The organism is Hydrogenophaga sp. L99 (assembly GCF_058731905.1).
This window is the reverse complement of sequence record NZ_CM178972.1, coordinates 3,288,973-3,304,640: the sequence shown is the minus strand read 5'-3', so window position 1 is coordinate 3,304,640 and position 15,668 is coordinate 3,288,973. Positions and strand designations below refer to the sequence as shown.

General features: G+C 67.0%; 16 protein-coding genes. 7 read left to right on the top strand and 9 right to left on the bottom strand.

Features of this window, described 5'->3' with window-relative positions:
- Positions 1-11: 11 nt before the first annotated feature.
- The 3 genes from AC4QBL_RS15695 to AC4QBL_RS15685 all read right to left on the bottom strand — a co-directional run bounded on the left by AC4QBL_RS15695 (position 12) and on the right by AC4QBL_RS15685 (position 1,591).
- Positions 12-341: an addiction module antidote protein gene (locus AC4QBL_RS15695; protein WP_472900823.1), complete on the bottom strand. Its 330-nt coding sequence runs from the start codon at positions 339-341 to the stop codon at positions 12-14.
- Positions 338-637, bottom strand: coding sequence for a type II toxin-antitoxin system RelE/ParE family toxin (locus AC4QBL_RS15690; protein WP_472907384.1), 300 nt, complete (start codon positions 635-637; stop codon positions 338-340). Before AC4QBL_RS15690 ends, AC4QBL_RS15695 begins: the two co-directional genes overlap by 4 nt.
- Positions 638-715: 78 nt before the next feature.
- Entirely contained in the window at positions 716-1,591 is an 876-nt protein-coding gene (locus AC4QBL_RS15685; protein ID WP_472907354.1) for an alpha/beta hydrolase, read from the bottom strand.
- 109 nt (positions 1,592-1,700) lie between these two features.
- On the opposite strand from AC4QBL_RS15685, the gene AC4QBL_RS15680 reads away from it, so the two are divergent.
- The 4 genes from AC4QBL_RS15680 to AC4QBL_RS15665 all read left to right on the top strand — a co-directional run bounded on the left by AC4QBL_RS15680 (position 1,701) and on the right by AC4QBL_RS15665 (position 6,355).
- Positions 1,701-2,045 (top strand): XRE family transcriptional regulator, encoded by a 345-nt coding sequence (locus AC4QBL_RS15680; protein WP_472907355.1) that lies wholly within the window; start codon positions 1,701-1,703, stop codon positions 2,043-2,045.
- 2 nt (positions 2,046-2,047) lie between these two features.
- On the top strand, positions 2,048-3,274 hold the full coding sequence (locus AC4QBL_RS15675) for a type II toxin-antitoxin system HipA family toxin (protein ID WP_472907356.1): 1,227 nt from the start codon (positions 2,048-2,050) through the stop codon (positions 3,272-3,274).
- A 102-nt stretch (positions 3,275-3,376) separates the two neighbouring features.
- Complete coding sequence (gene dinG, locus AC4QBL_RS15670) at positions 3,377-5,770, top strand: ATP-dependent DNA helicase DinG (protein WP_472907357.1); 2,394 nt, start codon at positions 3,377-3,379, stop codon at positions 5,768-5,770.
- Positions 5,771-5,884: 114 nt separating this feature from the next.
- A complete protein-coding gene (locus AC4QBL_RS15665) occupies positions 5,885-6,355 on the top strand; it encodes a CopD family protein (RefSeq protein WP_472907358.1) in 471 nt (156 codons plus the stop codon).
- Between the two features lie 214 nt (positions 6,356-6,569).
- On the opposite strand, the gene AC4QBL_RS15660 is transcribed toward AC4QBL_RS15665, so the two are convergent.
- Positions 6,570-7,628, bottom strand: a complete 1,059-nt coding sequence (locus AC4QBL_RS15660) for a metal-dependent hydrolase (RefSeq protein WP_472907359.1) — start codon at positions 7,626-7,628, stop codon at positions 6,570-6,572.
- A 326-nt stretch (positions 7,629-7,954) separates the two neighbouring features.
- Between AC4QBL_RS15660 and AC4QBL_RS15655 the strand changes: the two genes are divergently transcribed.
- Complete coding sequence (locus AC4QBL_RS15655) at positions 7,955-8,908, top strand: IS110 family RNA-guided transposase (RefSeq protein ID WP_472907360.1); 954 nt, start codon at positions 7,955-7,957, stop codon at positions 8,906-8,908.
- Between the two features lie 40 nt (positions 8,909-8,948).
- Here AC4QBL_RS15655 and AC4QBL_RS15650 read toward each other — a convergent pair whose 3' ends face one another.
- From AC4QBL_RS15650 to AC4QBL_RS15635, 4 genes are all read right to left on the bottom strand, one after another.
- Entirely contained in the window at positions 8,949-9,587 is a 639-nt protein-coding gene (locus AC4QBL_RS15650; RefSeq protein ID WP_472907361.1) for a dioxygenase family protein, read from the bottom strand.
- Between the two features lie 40 nt (positions 9,588-9,627).
- A complete protein-coding gene (locus tag AC4QBL_RS15645) occupies positions 9,628-12,327 on the bottom strand; it encodes a bifunctional acetate--CoA ligase family protein/GNAT family N-acetyltransferase (RefSeq protein ID WP_472900815.1) in 2,700 nt (899 codons plus the stop codon).
- Complete coding sequence (locus tag AC4QBL_RS15640) at positions 12,324-12,956, bottom strand: DUF502 domain-containing protein (protein ID WP_472900814.1); 633 nt, start codon at positions 12,954-12,956, stop codon at positions 12,324-12,326. Before AC4QBL_RS15640 ends, AC4QBL_RS15645 begins: the two co-directional genes overlap by 4 nt.
- A gap of 96 nt (positions 12,957-13,052) precedes the next feature.
- The gene (locus tag AC4QBL_RS15635) at positions 13,053-13,700 is read right to left on the bottom strand and encodes a hypothetical protein (protein ID WP_472900813.1); all 648 of its coding nucleotides are present in this window, start codon (positions 13,698-13,700) and stop codon (positions 13,053-13,055) included.
- Positions 13,701-13,846: 146 nt separating this feature from the next.
- Between AC4QBL_RS15635 and AC4QBL_RS15630 the strand changes: the two genes are divergently transcribed.
- Positions 13,847-14,224, top strand: a complete 378-nt coding sequence (locus tag AC4QBL_RS15630; protein WP_472900812.1) for a hypothetical protein — start codon at positions 13,847-13,849, stop codon at positions 14,222-14,224.
- A 50-nt stretch (positions 14,225-14,274) separates the two neighbouring features.
- Here AC4QBL_RS15630 and rsmI read toward each other — a convergent pair whose 3' ends face one another.
- Positions 14,275-15,210 (bottom strand): 16S rRNA (cytidine(1402)-2'-O)-methyltransferase, encoded by a 936-nt coding sequence (gene rsmI / locus AC4QBL_RS15625; protein ID WP_472900811.1) that lies wholly within the window; start codon positions 15,208-15,210, stop codon positions 14,275-14,277.
- On the opposite strand from rsmI, the gene AC4QBL_RS15620 reads away from it, so the two are divergent.
- The gene (locus AC4QBL_RS15620) at positions 15,210-15,650 is read left to right on the top strand and encodes a YraN family protein (protein ID WP_472900810.1); all 441 of its coding nucleotides are present in this window, start codon (positions 15,210-15,212) and stop codon (positions 15,648-15,650) included. The genes rsmI and AC4QBL_RS15620 overlap by 1 nt on opposite strands.
- Positions 15,651-15,668 lie beyond the last annotated feature (18 nt).

Sequence of the window (15,668 nt, the reverse complement as noted above, 5' to 3'; positions counted from 1 at the left end):
GGCCTGCTGGATCAAGTGCCCGTGGGCACTGCCTGTGCGTGAAGCCTGACGCCAAGAGCCTTGGCCACCTTGAGCACCGTAGCGAAGCTGGGGTTGCCCTCAGCACTGAGGGCGCGGTAAAGGCTCTCGCGGCTCAGGCCGGCGTCTTTGGCTACTTGTGACATACCTTTTGCCCGCGCGATGTCGCCCAAAGCGCGGGCAATGCCGGCTGCGTCTTCCGGTGCTTCATCCAACCACGCGTCGAGGTAGGCGGCCATCTCTTCGGGTGTGCGCAGGTGTTCGGATACGTCGTAGGCCGAGGTCTTTGGATTCACAGGCGCTTTGGTGGCATTTTTTGTCATGACGACTCCACAAATTTTCGGTTGAGTTCCAGAGCAAGCGCGATGTCTTTGGTCTGGCTTGACTTGTCGCCGCCTGCGATGAGCAAAAGGATCTTGTTACCGCGTTGCGAGTAGTACACCCGGTAGCCGGGACCAACATCGATCTTGAGTTCCGAGACGCCTTCCGTCAAATGGCGGTGAGAGCCCGCATTGCCATGGATCAAGCGATCAACGCGCATGAGCACCCTCGCCCGCCCGGTTCGGTCTTTCAGATCGTCAATCCAGTCGCGGTACTGGTCGGTCTTTTCCACTTGCATCGGCAAAGTGTAGCTCTTGGGCTACATCTATGCAATGGTTGAAACCGATGCCGTGCAGGCTCTTGGTAGGTTGAATCGTTACGCCGCCATCTTTTCAGCCAGAAACCCCAGCACCGCCCGTTCAGCGGCAGCCGGGTCTGCAAAGGCTTCGTGGGTGCCGTCCAGGGTGAGCAAGCGGGCGTTGGCATCACCGCGCTGGGCGATGAGGGTTTGTGCGTCGGCCAGGGGCACGGTGGTGTCTTGTGCGCCGTGCAGCAGCAACACCGGGCAGCGCGCTTGCGCCAGGGTGGCCTGCGGGGCGATGCGGTCAAAGCGGGTGCCGATGACCCATTCCACATACCGGTTGATGAGCCAGCCCAGCGGCCAGTAGGGCACGCGGTAGGCGGCGAGCCAGCGGCGCATGACTTGTTCGGGGTGGGCAAACGCGCCCACGCTCACGGCGGCGGCCAGCCCGGGGCGGCGCGATGCCACGAGCAACACCGCCGCGCCGCCCACCGAATGGCCGAGCGCGGCCAGGCGCTGCGCGTTCACTTCGGGTTGCTGGGCGAGCCAGTCGAGGGCGCGGTCGAGGTCGTCGGCAAAGCGGGGCAGGGAGCTGTGGTCGTCGCGGCTGCTGCGGCCGTGGTTGCGCGACTCGGGCAGCAGCACGGCATAACCGGCGGCGTGCAGGGCCTGCGCGGCGGGCAGCAGGGTGCTGGCGTTGCCGCCCCAGCCGTGCATGAGCGCCACGGCGGGCGCTGCGCCGGCTTGCGCCAGCGGCGGCAGGTACCAGGCAAACAGGCGCAGGCCGTTGGGCCCGTTCAGGTGCACGCTGCGGGCTGGCAAGCCCAGCTCGGCGGGCTGGGTGCCGGCCACGGTGGCGGTGGGCGCCAGGCCCCAGCGCAGCAGCTGGCGCGCGCCCAGCAGGGCGAGGCCTGCCAGGGCGAGGGAGAGGACGAGGGGGTTGAGCGTCATGCGGGAGGGGGCTGCGGGTGTGTGCATTATGAATGCGCATGGTTCGGCCTTATGGTTTTTCTGAAAAATCAAAACGACACAAAAAACGTATTCTGTTAAAGTTTGCGTTATGCCAAAACCATCTGCTGCGGCCGAACAGCTGCCCGCGTCGGCCGCCAAGGCGCTGCGCGACCTGGGTGAAAACCTGGCGCTGGCCCGCCAGCGCCGCAGGGAAAGCCTGCGCGCCTGGGCCAGCCGCATGGCGGTGTCGGTGCCCACATTGATCCGCATGGAAAAAGGCGACCCTTCGGTGGGCATAGGGGTGTACGCCACGGCGTTGTGGCTCATGGGCCGCCACGCCGCCTTGCCCGAAGTGGCTGCGCCTGCGCACGATCTGAATGCCCTGGAGCAAGACCTTGAAGCCGTGCGCCAGCGGGGGCGGCGCATGTCGCGCAAACCGGCAGAGGTGGTGTGAGCATGCCGTACCAAGCCCAAGACAGCATGAGCCTGTGGTACCTGGCCAACCCGGCGGCCCCGCAGCGCATCGGCACCTTAAGTTTGCAGGACAACCGCCGCAAGGTGGGTCTGAGCTACGCACCGGGCTGGTTGGCGGGGCCGCACGGTTTTGCCTTGAGCGAAGACCTGCCGTTGCAGCCCGGTTTGCACCTGTCCGCAGAGCGCGACACGGCTGCCGGTGCGGTGGACGACGCCCGGCCAGACCAATGGGGCGAGCGCGTGATTCGGCTCCTTGAGCGGCCTGCCCGCTTGTCGTTGCTCGAGTATTTGTATTTCGCGGGCGATGACCGGTTTGGGGCCTTGGGCGTTTCGTTGCAGGACGGGGTGTATGAACCCGCACCCACGGCGGTGATGGCGAACTTTGATGCGCTGAGCGACTTGCACCGCACCGTGCAGCGCGTGATGGCGGGGGACGCCCTCAACGAACAACAGCGCCGCCTGTTGCAGCCGGGTGTGAGCATGGGCGGGGCGCGGCCCAAGTCTTTGATGCACATGGACGGACACGCCTGGGTGGTCAAGTTTTCAGACGGCGGTGAGCTGGACGCGCCGCTGATTGAGCACGCCAGCATGCAACTGGCCCAGCTGTGCGGCATTCAAACGGCCGAGACCCGGGCGCTGCCTTTGCCGCAAGGGCACGCAGTGGCCGTGCGCCGGTTTGACCGCGAGGGCGCTCGCCGCCTGCATGTGCAGTCGGCCTTTGTGGCGCTGCGTGCAGCGGGTGAGCCCATGGGGTACCCCGAGCTGGCGCAGTTGCTGCGGCGCCTGGGCCGCCCGGAGCAGGTGCGCGCACAGCAGCAGGAGCTGTTCAGGCGCATGGTGTTCAATATCTTGATCGACAACACGGACGACCACGAAAAAAACCATGCGTTGGTGCGCGGTACAGATGGTTTTTATGCCTTGTCTGCGGCCTTCGACGTGCTGCCCGCCGCGCAAGGTCTGGGCTACCAGCAGATGCGCGTGGGCCAGCGAGGCCATGAGGCCAGCCTCGCCAACGCCTTGTCCGAAGCCCATGCGTTTGGGCTCAGCGCCGCTGCTGCGCGCAGCATGGCCGCCAACATTGGCCAGCAAGTGGCGCAATGGAAAACGGTGTTTCAAGGCTTGGGTGTGCGCGCGGCGGACCTGGCCGTGTTGGTCCAATACCTGGACGGTGCTCATTTGACAGCGCAGCGTTTGGAAGCCTTGGGCTGACCTGGCGTTCCCGGGAGCAGCGCTGGCATGGGTCTGGGACAATGCGCGCTCGACCCGCCGTCCGGCGTTTCGCCTTTTCGTTCGCCCCGTTGTCAGCCCCGCATGTCTCAAGTCCCTGAACCCACCGCCACCCCCGCTGACTCTGAAACGCCTGAGGCGCTGCCGTCTGGCCCGCTGGCGCGCGAGGCGCTGGCGCTGGCCGCGTTTGACCACATGGTGTCGCACGCCAGCGGCTTTCGGGCGCGGCCCGGGCAGCGTGAAATGGCCGCACTCATTGCCCACACGCTCAGCGGCGTGAGCCTGGGCGACGGCTCGGTGAGTGGCGAGGCCGGTTTGCCCGAGCGCGGCATTGCGGTGGTACAGGCCGGCACGGGCGTGGGCAAGTCGGCGGCGTATGCGTCGACCGTGATCCCGCTGGCGCTGGCGCAGCAAAAGCGCGTGATCATTTCCACCGCCACGGTGGCGCTGCAAGAGCAGCTGATTGCCAAAGACCTGCCGGCGCTGGCGGCGGCGCTGCCCGAGCCGTTCACGTTTTCACTGGCCAAGGGGCGCGGGCGCTATGTGTGCCGCCTCAAGCTGGACCAGCTGAGCGGCGGCGACGCGGCCAGCGCCGACCTGTTTGAGAGCGACGATGCGCCGGCGGCTGCCGACGAATCGGCCGCGGGCGTGGCGGCGCACACCGTGGCGCAGGCGGCGGCCAGCGCCCGCATGGCCGAGCGCTGGGGCGAGCGCGCCAAGCAATACCTGCAGTGGACGCACCAGCTTGACAGCGGCGCCTGGGACGGCGACCGCGACCGTCTGGATGAGCCGCCCGAGGGCGATGTGTGGAGCCCCGTGGCGGCCGAGCGCCACAGCTGCACCGCGCGCCATTGCCCCAGCTACAACAGCTGCAGCTACTACCAGGCGCGGGCCAAGCTGGCGCAGTCGCAGGTGATTGTGGTCAACCACGACCTGCTGCTGGCCACGCTGGGCCTGCACGCGCTGCCCGCCCCGGAAGACTGCTACCTGGTGTTTGACGAGGCGCACCACCTGGGCGCGGTGGCGCAGGGGCAGTTCACCGCCTCGATGGACCTGATGCGCACCCAGTGGCTCGACCGCCTGCCGCGCGCGGTGGACGAGGTGGCCGGCGCGCTGCAGCACACGCCCAATGCCGACGTGGCCTCGCTGGCGCGCGAACTGAAAGCTGCGCAAGGTGAGCTGGCTCGCATGGCCATGGCACGCATGGGCGACAACCCCGACTGGCTGGCCCTGACCGGCCGCGCCCCGGCGCGGGCGGCTGGGCGCGGTGGCTTTGCCGGCGGGCCCGCCAAGGGTGGTTTTGCCGACGGCGGCGCCCCGGTGGTGGACCGCTTTGAAGGCGGCGCGCTGCCGCCCGACTGGCTGGAAACCGTGGCCCGGCTGCAAGCCAACGCCAGCGCGCTGCTGAAGGTGTTTGAAGCGCTGGCCACCCAGCTCAAGGCCAACGCGCGCGACAACCCGGGCGACGCCGCCCGCTGCGCCAAGCTCTACAGCCGCCTGGGCGTGCTGGCGCCGCGCCTGCAAAGCGCACAAGAAACCGCCACGCTGTGGCTGCAAGAGCCGGCGTCTGGCGAACCCGGCCAGCCCCGGCAGGCGCCGCTGGCCAAGTGGCTTGAAGCGGGCATCAGCCACGGGCTGGTGACGCTCACCGCGCACGCCTGCCCGCTGCAGCCTGGCAGCCTGCTGCGCAACCAGCTCTGGAGCAAGGTGCGCGGGGCGGTGGTCACGTCGGCGTCGCTCGTGACCTGTGGCGGGTTTGACCATTTTCTGCACGAGTCGGGCCTGGCCTACGACGACGCGGTGGTGGCGCGCGAAGTGCAAAGCCCGTTTGACCACGCCCGCCAGGGCCGCCTGGTGGTGGTGCAAACCCAGGCCGACCCGAAAGACGTGGAGGCCTACACCCGCGAAATGCTCGACGCGCTGATGACCGACCTGGCCGAGGTGCGGCGCGGGGCGCTGGTGCTGTTCACGTCCAAAGCGTTGATGCGGCGCGCGCAAGAGCTGCTGGAACGCGGCCTGCACAGAGACCTGCGCGACAAGGTGCTGGTGCAGGGCGATGCCTCGCGCACCCAGCTGCTGCGCAAACACGGCGAGCGCGTGGCGGCGGGCAGCGCATCCATCTTGTTTGGCCTGCAGTCGTTTGGCGAAGGGCTCGATTTGCCGGGCGAGCTGTGCGAATGGGTGTTCATCACCAAGCTGCCGTTTGCCTCGCCCAGCGACCCGGTGGGCCAGGCCCGCGCCGACTGGCTCAAAAGCCAGGGCCGCGACCCGTTCAGCGAACTGGTGGTGCCCGCCACCGGCGCTCGGCTTTTGCAGTGGACGGGTAGGGCCATCCGCGCCGAGACCGACGAAGCGGTGGTCGTTTGCTACGATGCGCGGCTGCTGCGCCAGTCGTATGGGCGTCGCATGCTCAAGGGCCTGCCACCGTACCGGCTGCAGCGCCGCCAGGACGGCGTGCTGACGGACGTGAGCGCCTGAACCCCCCTTTGGGACCGCGCCGTTGAACGTTTTGCCAGCGCGTGGGTCCCTCTTGTTCGCCGCACATGTCGTGCGATTTGAAAAACCTGTTTCACCCTCAACGAGAGCCTTCACATGATTTACGCCACCCTCAAGCTGCTTCACGTCCTGGCCATTGTGGTGTGGATCGGTGGCATGGTTTTTGCCCACTTCTTCCTGCGCCCGGCCGCCATGCAGCTTGAAGCGCCGGTGCGTGTGCGCCTGATGCACGCCACGCTGCAGCGCTTTTTTGCCGCCGTGCTGGTGGCCATTGGGGTGGTGCTGGCCAGCGGCTTGTGGATGATCGGGCGCGTGGCCAAAGAGTCGGTGCAAGCCGGTCTGGGCTTCGCCATGCCTTTGAACTGGACCATCATGGCCACGCTCGGCATCATCATGATGCTGATCTTTGGCCACATCCGGTTTGCCCTGTTCAAGCGCCTGACCAAGGCCGTGGCCGCCAGCGACTGGCCTGCCGGCGGCGCCGCGCTCACCAGCATCCGCACGGCGGTCGGCATCAACCTGGCGCTGGGCGTGGTGATCATTGCGGTCACGTTCTGGATGGCTTGAGGCGGTGCGGCAGCGGTTTTGAATCGATGGGCTGTTGAGCTGACGGCCCCCATCCCAGCCTTCCCCCAGAGGGGGAAGGGGCCCATGCGCAGAAACCGTCCCTTGGCTGCATGAAGGGTGAAGAGCGGTTCGCTCCCTCCCCCTCTGGGGGAGGGTTGGGGTGGGGGCTCTGCGCTTGCGAAGCTTATGAAAACTGCAGCTGCCGCCCCAGCCCCTACAACCGCGGCAGCGCCACGTCGTTGCCCCACATGCGCTGCCACAGCCAGGGCAGGGCGGTGCCCAGGTCGGGGCGCATGCTTTGCTGCACCGGCAGGTGCTGTCCGTTGGCGCGGGCGGGTGCGCTGCCCAGGTCAAAGCGGAAGGTGTAGGCCGGTTCCTGGCCCATGCGCAGGTCGGTCACAAACAGGCGGCCGTCGGTTTCTGACAGGCTGTAAAACCCGTGCGTGAACGCCGCCATGCGGGCCACCGACGGTTCGTTGCGGTGTTGCTCTATGAGCGCTGCACCGCGGTCGTGCGCGGTCCAGGTGATGCGCCGGCCGTTGTCGAGCAGCGAATAGTGGCCTTCAAGGTATTGCGTGGGCGTGGTGGCCACCAGGCGCCAGAGCACGGTGTTGAACGGCGACGGCGTGACGAGCAGGCCTTGGGCGCTGATGGCTTGCGTGGCGAGTGAGGCGCGGGCCAACTGGGTGGCGTATTGCTGGGCGCCGAAGCTCCAAGCCAGGTAGAGCGTGCTCAGGGCCACACCGGCCAGGTTCCAGCGCAGGCCACGCACGCTATTGAGCCGCAACGCAGCCACCACGCCCACGATCAGCGGCACGGTGTAGAGCGGGTCGATGATGAAGATGCTGCCGACGCCAAACGGATAGTCTGAAAGCGGCTGCAGCAACTGGGTGCCGTACACCGTCATGGTGTCGAGCAGCGGGTGGGTGAACAGCACCAGCCACAGGGCGAGCCACCAGCGCAAAAACGTTGGCCCTTGCTGTGGGCTGTGTTGCAGGGTGCCGCTTGCTGCTGGCGTGCTGGGGTTTCGGTGGACGCGCGACGCCACCCACGCGAGCACCGGCGATGCCAGGGTGAGCAGGAGCAGCGAATGGCTTTCGGCGCGGTGGCGCGTCATGTTGAGGATGGCGTTGCCGTGGTCGATGAACGCATCGAGGTCGGGCAAGGTGCCCGCCACAGCGCCCCACAGGGCGGCTTTCCACACAGCGGTGCGCCGGCCCATCACGGCCACGCTGACGGCCGAGCCGAGGGCGATTTGGGTCAAAGAATCCATGGGGGCGAGCTTAGTGGCTGGTGCAAAGCCTTGGGTGGGAGCGGGAGATGTTCAGGCGCTGAGCCTTCGGCGGCTGAACGCCTGACCGGCGCGACGTGCCCATATCCAGGATGCCGCGGAACCGGCTTGTATGGTTGAGGTGTTGGGGTGGAGGGCCTGAACGACCGGCTTTCGGCGCAGACCGACTGGCGGAGATTGCCCCCACCCCGCCTTCCAGCGTCGATAAGGAACTGAGCGGCACCGCAGCGCCGATCTTTGAGCAAGCCAACGCGGCTGGCGGGAATATCCACCCCAACATTCGTCATTCTTTCTTGGAGGAGCCTTCCATGCAAGTACCCATGATGTTTGTCGGCGCGGATGTGGCCAAAGCCGAACTGGTGGTCGCCGTCCACGCTCAAGCGGGTTGCCGCTGTATTCCCAACAACACCCAGGCCATCAGCGCCTGGCTGCGTGAGCTACCCCCTCACACCCGTCTGGCGGTGGAGTCCACCGGCCGGTATCACCAGCTGCTGGTCCAGCTCGCCAGTGCAGCGGGCCTGCACGTCTACGTGCTCAATGCCCGGGACGTTCACTTTTACGCCAAGGCGTTGGGCGCACGCGCCAAGACCGACCGGGTCGACGCGCACGTCATCGCCCGCTACCTGGCTGAACAGCACAGCCGCTTGCGCCCATGGCGCGCCCCCAGCGCACTGCTCAGCCAGGTGCAGCAGTTGCTGGGCCAGCGCTGGACGGCGGTGACCAAGCGCACCGCGCTGCGTGAGTCCTTGCAAGGCTGCGACACCACCATAGCCAACGAAGTGGCCCAGCTCGATGCGGCCTTTGCTGCGTTGTTCAAGGCGATTGATCGACGCATCGCCGAGTTGCTCAACGCTGATGCGCAGTTGAGCCACCAGCGTGAGTTGTTGCAGAGCATCGTGGGGGTTGGTCCGCAGGCCAGTGCGCTGCTCACCAGTTTGCTCGCGCAGCTGGAGTTTGCCAGTGCCGAGGCCTTGGTGGCCTACAGCGGACTGGACCCGCGGGCTTGTGATTCGGGGCGCAGCAAGGGGCGCCGGCGGCTGTCCAAGAGAGGGCAACCAGCGCTGAGGTGGCAGATGTACCTCGCGGCAATGTCTGCTTGTCACACCAAGACCTTTGCGCCGACGTACCGCAGGCTGCGGGATCGGGGACTCAAGACGACAGAGGCCTTGGTGGTTTTGGCGCGCAAGCTGTTGCACATTGCCTTTGCCATATGGCGCACCGGCAAGCCGTTTGATCCTTCGCGGGTGCTTGCCTGCACTTGACAAAAGCATAGAACCTCCGCAGGCGGCGCGGGGGGAGTCCCTAAGCCTGCACCACGATGGGAAACGTGGCCCGCGCGCCGTCATCGCCGGGCACAAACGGCACCGTCAAGGCGGCGCGGCCTTCGGCATTGAGGCGGCGCCACAGAAAGTCGCGTTCGTTGCCGGGGTCGCCGGCCACATAAAGCTGGGTGGTGAGCAGGTCTTGGCCGTCCAGTTGCACCTTGAAGTGGATGTGCGGCGTGCGCCCGCTGTACGGCGCGGGGCGCAGGGTACGAAAGCGGTAGCGGCCGTCGCGCCCCACGGTGACCTGGCCGAAGCCTTGAAAGGCGGGGTCGGCTTTGCTGCCGTCGCCGGGGTGGTGGTAGTGGCCGGCCTGGTCGCACTGCCAAATTTGCACCACGGCGCCCGACACGGGCACGCCGCGCGTGTCGGTCAGCAGGCCTTCGACCCAGGCGGGCTGGCCTTTGCCGTAGGCGGCGCGGCCGTTGCTCAGCAGGTCAAAGTCGTTGTCGGCGGGCAGGGCCACGGGGTAAAACGGGCCTTCGGTCTGGCTGGGCGTGGGCCGCAAGCTGGGCTGTGCCAGTGCAGGCGTGAGCCAGACGGGTGCGGCCGTGGCGGCGAGCACGGAAGCGCCACCCACCAGCAGGTGGCGGCGCGAGGGGCTGGGCAATGTCGGCATGGCGGGCTCCTTCAATGGGTTTCACCGCGGCCGTTCAGGTTCAAACAGCGCGGGCTTCCGTGTTGGTTTGCAGTTCCAGCGACACGTAGCGCACCTGGTGGTCGTCCGGGTCGCCAGGGTCGCTGCGTTCTTGGAAGCCCAGGGACTGCGCAAGTTCCAGCATGCCGGTGTTGACGCGCAGCACCGTGCCCACCAGGCGCTGTGTGCCGCGCGCGCGCAGGTGCTCGATCATTTTGCTCATGAGCCGGTGGCCCAGGCCGCTCCCTTTCAGGTCGGAGCGCACGATGACGCCGAACTCGGCCGTTTCGTTGTCCGGGTCCACCGAGGCGCGCACCGCGCCCAGCGTTTCTTCGCTGCCATCGGACAGGGGCCGGGTGGCAATGAAGGCCATTTCGCGGGCGTAGTCAATCTGCGTGAGTCGCGCCAGCTCGCTGTGTTCGATGCTGCGGCGGCTGTAAAACACGCGCAGCCGAATGTCTTCCGGGTCCAGCTGCTCCAGAAAACGGCGGTGCTGGGCTTCGTCTTCCGGGCGAATGGGGCGCAGCGTGATCGCCTCACCCTGCCAGGCCCAGCTTTCCACCAGATGCTGCGGGTAGGGCTGGATGGCGAAGTGGGCCGCACCCGCCGGGCGCGCGGCCGACACCCGCACGCGCGCGTCCAGCGCCACGGCGCCTTCGTGGTTGGCCAGCAGGGGGTTGATGTCGAGTTCGGCCAGCTCGGGCACGTCGGCCAGCAACTGCGACACGGCCACCAGCACCTGGGCGATGCCGTTGGTGTCGGCGGCGGGTTCGTCGCGGTAGCCCTGCAGCAGCTTGGCGATGCGGGTGCGGTTGATTTGCGCCAGCGCCAGCGGGGTGTTCAGCGGGGGCAGGGCGAGTGCGCGGTCGGCCAGCACTTCCACCGCCGTACCGCCGGCGCCAAACAAGATGACGGGGCCAAAAATGGGGTCGACGCTGGCGCCGATGATGAGTTCGTGGGCGTGCTTTTTGCGCACCATGGGCTGCACTGTGAAGCCTTGCACGTCGGCGTCGGGCCGCAGTTCGCGTACCCGGGCCAGCATGCTGGTGCAGACCTCGCGCAGTTCGTTGGCGCTGCCAATGTTCAGGCGCACGCCGCCCACGTCGCTCTTGTGGCTGATGGTGTGCGACAAAATTTTGACCACCACGGGGTAGCCCATGGCGTCGGCGGCGGCCACGGCTTCAGTGGGGTCGGTGCCGACGATTTGGGTGGGTACCACCGGCAGCCCGGCGGCGGCCAGAAAGTCTTTGGCTTCGGGCTCGGTCAGCAGTTCGCGCCCGCTGCTGAGCACGGCGTCCACGATGGCGCGCAGGCGCGGCAAGTCCACCGGCTGGGCGGCGCTGCGTGCCGGTGGGGTTTGCAGCAGCGCTTCTTGGTGCAGGCGGTAGGTGCGCAGAAAAGAAAACGCGCGCACCGCTTCTTCGGGGGTGTTGAAGTCGGGCACGCCGGCCTGGCGAAAGGTGTGGCGGGCCTGAGCCACGGCGGCGTCGCCCAGCCAGCAGCCCAGCACGCGCCGGGGCTGCGCGGTGACTTGCGGCAGCAGTGCCTGCGCAATCTCGGCGCTGGGCACGATGGCGGTGGGCGCGTGGATGAAGAGCACGGCGCTGTCGGTCTCGTGCGAGAGCGCTTCCAGCGCGGCCTGGTAGCGCGCGGCGGGTGCGTCGCCAATGATGTCCACGGGGTTGGCGCGCGACCAGTTGGCGGGCAGCACGGCGTCCAGCCGGGCCAGCATGGCGCTGTCCAGCGGCGCGAGCGGCACGCCTTCGGTGGCCGCGGCGTCGGCCGCCATCACGCCGGCACCGCCGCCGTTGGTGAGCACGATCAGTTGGCCAGAAGGACCGTCGCGAAAGCGCGAGAGGGTTTCAGCGGCCAGAAACAGCTCGTGCAGCGTGTCCACGCGCAGCATGCCGGCGCGGGCAATGGCCGCGTCAAACACCGCGTCAGAACCGGCGAGCGCGCCGGTGTGCGAGGCAGCGGCCTGCTGGCCAGCAGCCGAGCGCCCGGCCTTGACCACGATCACCGGCTTGTTGCGGGCGGCTGCGCGGGCTGCCGACATGAATTTGGGTGCCTCGTCGATGCTTTCGATGTAAAGCAGGATGGAGCGGGTTTTGGGGTCGGTGCCCAAAAAATCGAGCATGTCGCCAAAGTCCACGTCGGCGCGTTCACCCAGCGAGACAAAGTGCGAAAACCCGATGCCGCGCGAGCCCGCCCAGTCGAGCATGGCCGTGACCAGCGCGCCCGACTGCGACACAAAAGCCAGGTCGCCCGGCAGCGCGCCGATGTGGGCAAAGCTGGCGTTCAGGCCCAGGTGGGGCACCAGCATGCCGATGCAGTTGGGGCCGAGAATGCGCAGCGTGTGCACCTTGGCCGCGTCCAGCATGGCCTGCTTTTGCGCTTGGCTGAGCCCGGCGGTGACCACAATGGCCGCCCGCGTGCCACGCGCGCCCAGCGCTGCAATGAGCGGCGCCACGGTGGCCAGTGGGGAGCAAATGACGGCCAGGTCGGGCGCCTCGGGCAGTGCGTCCACGTTGGGGTAGGCGGTGCTGCCGTTCAGGTGGCTGTGCTTGGGGTTGACCGGGTAGAGCCGGCCGCGGTAGCCGCTGGTGCCGTCGCCCAGCAGGTTGCGCCACACCGTGCCACCCACGCTGCCCGGGCGCTCGGAGGCGCCAAACACGGCCACCGAGGCGGGGGCAAACAGGGCGTCGAGGTGGCGGATGCTCATGGTTGGGCGCTTTCCTGGATAGGTGTTTTGTCGGCGATTTTTTCGCTGCGGTTGGACGACATGAAGGCGATCAGCGCCGAGCGCATGGCTTCTTCCACCGTCATGTCAATGGGCGTGGTCCAGCTGCGCGGCACAAACACGGTGTAGCCGCCGATCATGTAGCCCATGGGCAGGTACACCGCCACGTGGTCTTCCAGTTCGTTGAGCCCCCGGGCCAGGCCTTTCATGGACTGGCGCGTGACCAGACCCACGGTGGAGAGTTCACCGCCGGGCATGCGCAGCAGCACCACTTGCTGGGCGTCTTTTTCGTGGGGGGCGAAATAGTCGGCAAAGTTCTTCAGCGACGAATAGATGCTTTTCACCACCGGCAGGTTGGTGAACGGCAGTTCCACCCACGACAGCAGGCGCGACGTGTAGGGCTGCGAGATGAGAAAGCCCAAGCCGATGATGAGTCCGGCGCCCAGCACAATGCCCAGCCCGGGCAGGTAAAAGTCACCAATCACGGGGCGGATCAGGGCCATGGCCACGCCCTCGGTCCAGGTGACAAACAGGAACAGCACGTAGATCGTCAGTGCCAAGGGCAAAAACGTGATCAGGCCGCGGAAGAAGTATTGGTAAATCGGTTTCATGACGGGCAGTAAAAAGCCACACGTCGAATGCGTGCGGCATTTCTCAGCATAGCAGCCGGCACCCGCAACCGCATGACACGCCGCAGCGCGGCGTGTTCAGGGTGTGCCGCGCACCAGGTCGAGGGTGGCGGTCATGCGCCCGGCAAACACCAGGTCGAGCTGCGCGCCGGTGCTGCTGTTGTTCACCGTGACGCCGGGTTGTCCGGCAGGTTGGGTGCCTTTCAGGCGCAGCAGGCCGTCGGGCCACTGAAAGGCCAGGCGGGCCTGCATGGGCAGGTAGCCGTCGAGGTAGCGCCGCATCAGTGGCCCGGCGTGCAGGCGCCAGGTGTGTGCGTCCACCTGCTCCAGGGCTTTGGACGTGAGGTTGATGCAGGCGCTGCCGCCGCGTTTGACCTGGGTCAGTTCCACCATGTGGCCTTGCACCTGCGCACGCTCCACGCCCTCGGTGGACGCAATTTCAATGCGCTGCACCCGCTGGGGGTTGAAGGCGATCACGATCTTGGCGTTGGGGTCCAGCTGGTGGTGGCAGGTGGTCAGTTGCACCACGCCGCTGGACAGGCTGTCGTCGCTGATCTGCACCTGCGAGGCGTAGTGGTAGGCGCCGGGATCGGGGCGTTCGCTCAAAAAGCGCAACTCGCCTTCCAGCGCCACGTCGGACAGTTCCAGCGCCTGGGCCGCCAGGGGCAGGGCCAAGGCCAGCAGCAACAGTGGCCGGTAAAGGCGTTCGGGGTGGGCAAGGGCCATGGCAGATTCCAGAAAATGCTTGCAACCGGGGCGCTTGTCCCCATGTAATACCCGTTTGGGCTTCTGAGCGGTCCATTGTTGGACAAATCGGCTCGCTTTGTGCCGATCCTTGTGGAACTCCACTGGCCCGTCGGGCTCTTTCTACTATGAATGGTTTTTCTGATTTTCTGGGCCGTGTGGTCAGCGGCATCTTCAAACTGGCGTTGGGCCTGGCGCTCGCCGTTTTTGTGCTGAGCCTCTTGCTGGCGGTGCTGGTTGTGGTGCTGGTGGCTTCGCTATGGGCCTTGGTGACCGGGCGCAAGCCAGCGCCCGTGGTCATGTTCAACCACTTTCGGCAAACCTCGCAGCGCTACGCGGGCGGTGTGTGGCCAGGCCGCGCGGGCGCCGGCCACCCCGCTGCGCGTGGGGCCGACCTGGGTGATGTGGTGGACGTGCAGGCCCACGAAGTGCCCGAGGCCGCCGCGCCTGGCACCACTGGCGCACCGCGCTCGGGCAACGACCCCATGGCGCGCATGCTGCCTTGAAACGGCGGTGTGTGCGGTGCTTTGATGCGCCGCACACGACTTGCGGCCCTTCAGTCTTCTTCAGCCTGCCGGCTTTTGCGCTGCGCCAGGGCCGTTTCGTACAAGGTGTTGCGCGGCTGGCCGGTGATCTCGGCACACAGTTTCACGGCGGTTTTCAGCGGCAACTCAGCCAGCAACACGTCCAGCGTGCGCTGGGTGGCAGCGTCCAGCGTGCCCGTGTCGGCCTTGTCGGCCGCTTGCGGGTGCACCAGCAACACAAATTCGCCCCGCGTGCGGTGGGCATTGGCCTGCAGCCAGGCCGGAAACGATGCCGCGCTCAGGTGCGCCACCTCTTCAAACTGCTTGGTCAGTTCGCGCCCCACGGTCAGCATGCGCTCGCCCAGGGCGGCCAGGTCTTTGGCCAGTGCTTCAATGCGGTGGGGTGCTTCCAGCAGCACGCAGGCCCGTGCGTCGCCGCCCATCTGCTGAACTTCCCGCTGCCGCTCGGCCGCCTTGGGCGACAAAAAACCGGCAAAGACAAACCGGCCGTCCCAGCCGCCGGTGCGCGGTGAGCCCGCCACGCTCAGCAGCGCGGTGATGCTGCTCGCGCCCGGAATGGGCACGCAGCGTAGGCCCGCGGCCGTCACGGCCGATACCAGGCGCGCGCCAGGGTCGCTCACGCCAGGGGTGCCAGCGTCGCTCACATAGGCCACGCGCTGGCCTTCTTGCAGGCGCTGCACCACGGTTTGTGCGGCCTCGGCTTCGTTGTGTTCGTGCAGTGCCATCAGCGGCTTGTGCAGCCCGTAGCCTTGCAGCAGGCCAGCGGTGTGGCGCGTGTCTTCGCAGGCCACGGTGTCGGCCAGCGACAGCACCTGCAAGGCGCGCAGCCCAATGTCAGCCAGATTGCCGATGGGGGTGGCGACCATATAGAGCGCGCCCTGCGGATAATGCTGGTGAGCGGCTGCCTCGCGCGCGGCGGCCAACAGGGATGGAGTGCTTGCAGACAATGTGGTTTTCCAGAAAACAGGTGGCACCGGTGCCCGCCCAGCCCACAACCAAGGGCCTGGGCGACGCCGCAGAAGACATGGCACTGGCGCATTTGCAGCGCCACGGTTTGGCGCTGGTGCAGCGCAACTTCAAAACCCCGGGCCGGGGCGGCGGCGAGGTCGATTTGATTATGCGCGAGGCCGATGGCACGCTGGTGTTTGTGGAGGTGCGCCAGCGCGCCAGCGCCCGCCAGGGCGGCGCCGCTGCCAGCATCACCGCCACCAAACAGCGCCGCATTGTGCTGGCGGCGCGGCACTTTTTGCTGCAACTCGGATCAGAACCCCCATGCCGGTTTGATGTGGTGCTGATACAGGGTCGGCTGGCCCAGCCAGCCGAAGCGCCAGAGCCCCTGCACATCGACTGGCTGCGTGCGGCTTTTGATGCATCCGCAAGCTTTTGATACACCCCCTGACCGCTA

Coding starts and splice junctions, on each gene's coding strand:
- AC4QBL_RS15630 (WP_472900812.1), top strand. CDS start 13,847: ATGAATGGTTTTTCTGATTTTCTGGGCCGTGTGGTCAGCGGCATCTTC.
- AC4QBL_RS15665 (WP_472907358.1), top strand. CDS start 5,885: ATGATTTACGCCACCCTCAAGCTGCTTCACGTCCTGGCCATTGTGGTG.
- AC4QBL_RS15620 (WP_472900810.1), top strand. CDS start 15,210: ATGTGGTTTTCCAGAAAACAGGTGGCACCGGTGCCCGCCCAGCCCACA.
- AC4QBL_RS15695 (WP_472900823.1), bottom strand. CDS start 341: ATGACAAAAAATGCCACCAAAGCGCCTGTGAATCCAAAGACCTCGGCC.
- AC4QBL_RS15680 (WP_472907355.1), top strand. CDS start 1,701: ATGCCAAAACCATCTGCTGCGGCCGAACAGCTGCCCGCGTCGGCCGCC.
- AC4QBL_RS15635 (WP_472900813.1), bottom strand. CDS start 13,700: ATGGCCCTTGCCCACCCCGAACGCCTTTACCGGCCACTGTTGCTGCTG.
- AC4QBL_RS15690 (WP_472907384.1), bottom strand. CDS start 637: ATGCAAGTGGAAAAGACCGACCAGTACCGCGACTGGATTGACGATCTG.
- AC4QBL_RS15660 (WP_472907359.1), bottom strand. CDS start 7,628: ATGGATTCTTTGACCCAAATCGCCCTCGGCTCGGCCGTCAGCGTGGCC.
- AC4QBL_RS15685 (WP_472907354.1), bottom strand. CDS start 1,591: ATGACGCTCAACCCCCTCGTCCTCTCCCTCGCCCTGGCAGGCCTCGCC.
- AC4QBL_RS15645 (WP_472900815.1), bottom strand. CDS start 12,327: ATGAGCATCCGCCACCTCGACGCCCTGTTTGCCCCCGCCTCGGTGGCC.
- AC4QBL_RS15655 (WP_472907360.1), top strand. CDS start 7,955: ATGCAAGTACCCATGATGTTTGTCGGCGCGGATGTGGCCAAAGCCGAA.
- AC4QBL_RS15640 (WP_472900814.1), bottom strand. CDS start 12,956: ATGAAACCGATTTACCAATACTTCTTCCGCGGCCTGATCACGTTTTTG.
- AC4QBL_RS15675 (WP_472907356.1), top strand. CDS start 2,048: ATGCCGTACCAAGCCCAAGACAGCATGAGCCTGTGGTACCTGGCCAAC.
- dinG (WP_472907357.1), top strand. CDS start 3,377: ATGTCTCAAGTCCCTGAACCCACCGCCACCCCCGCTGACTCTGAAACG.
- AC4QBL_RS15650 (WP_472907361.1), bottom strand. CDS start 9,587: ATGCCGACATTGCCCAGCCCCTCGCGCCGCCACCTGCTGGTGGGTGGC.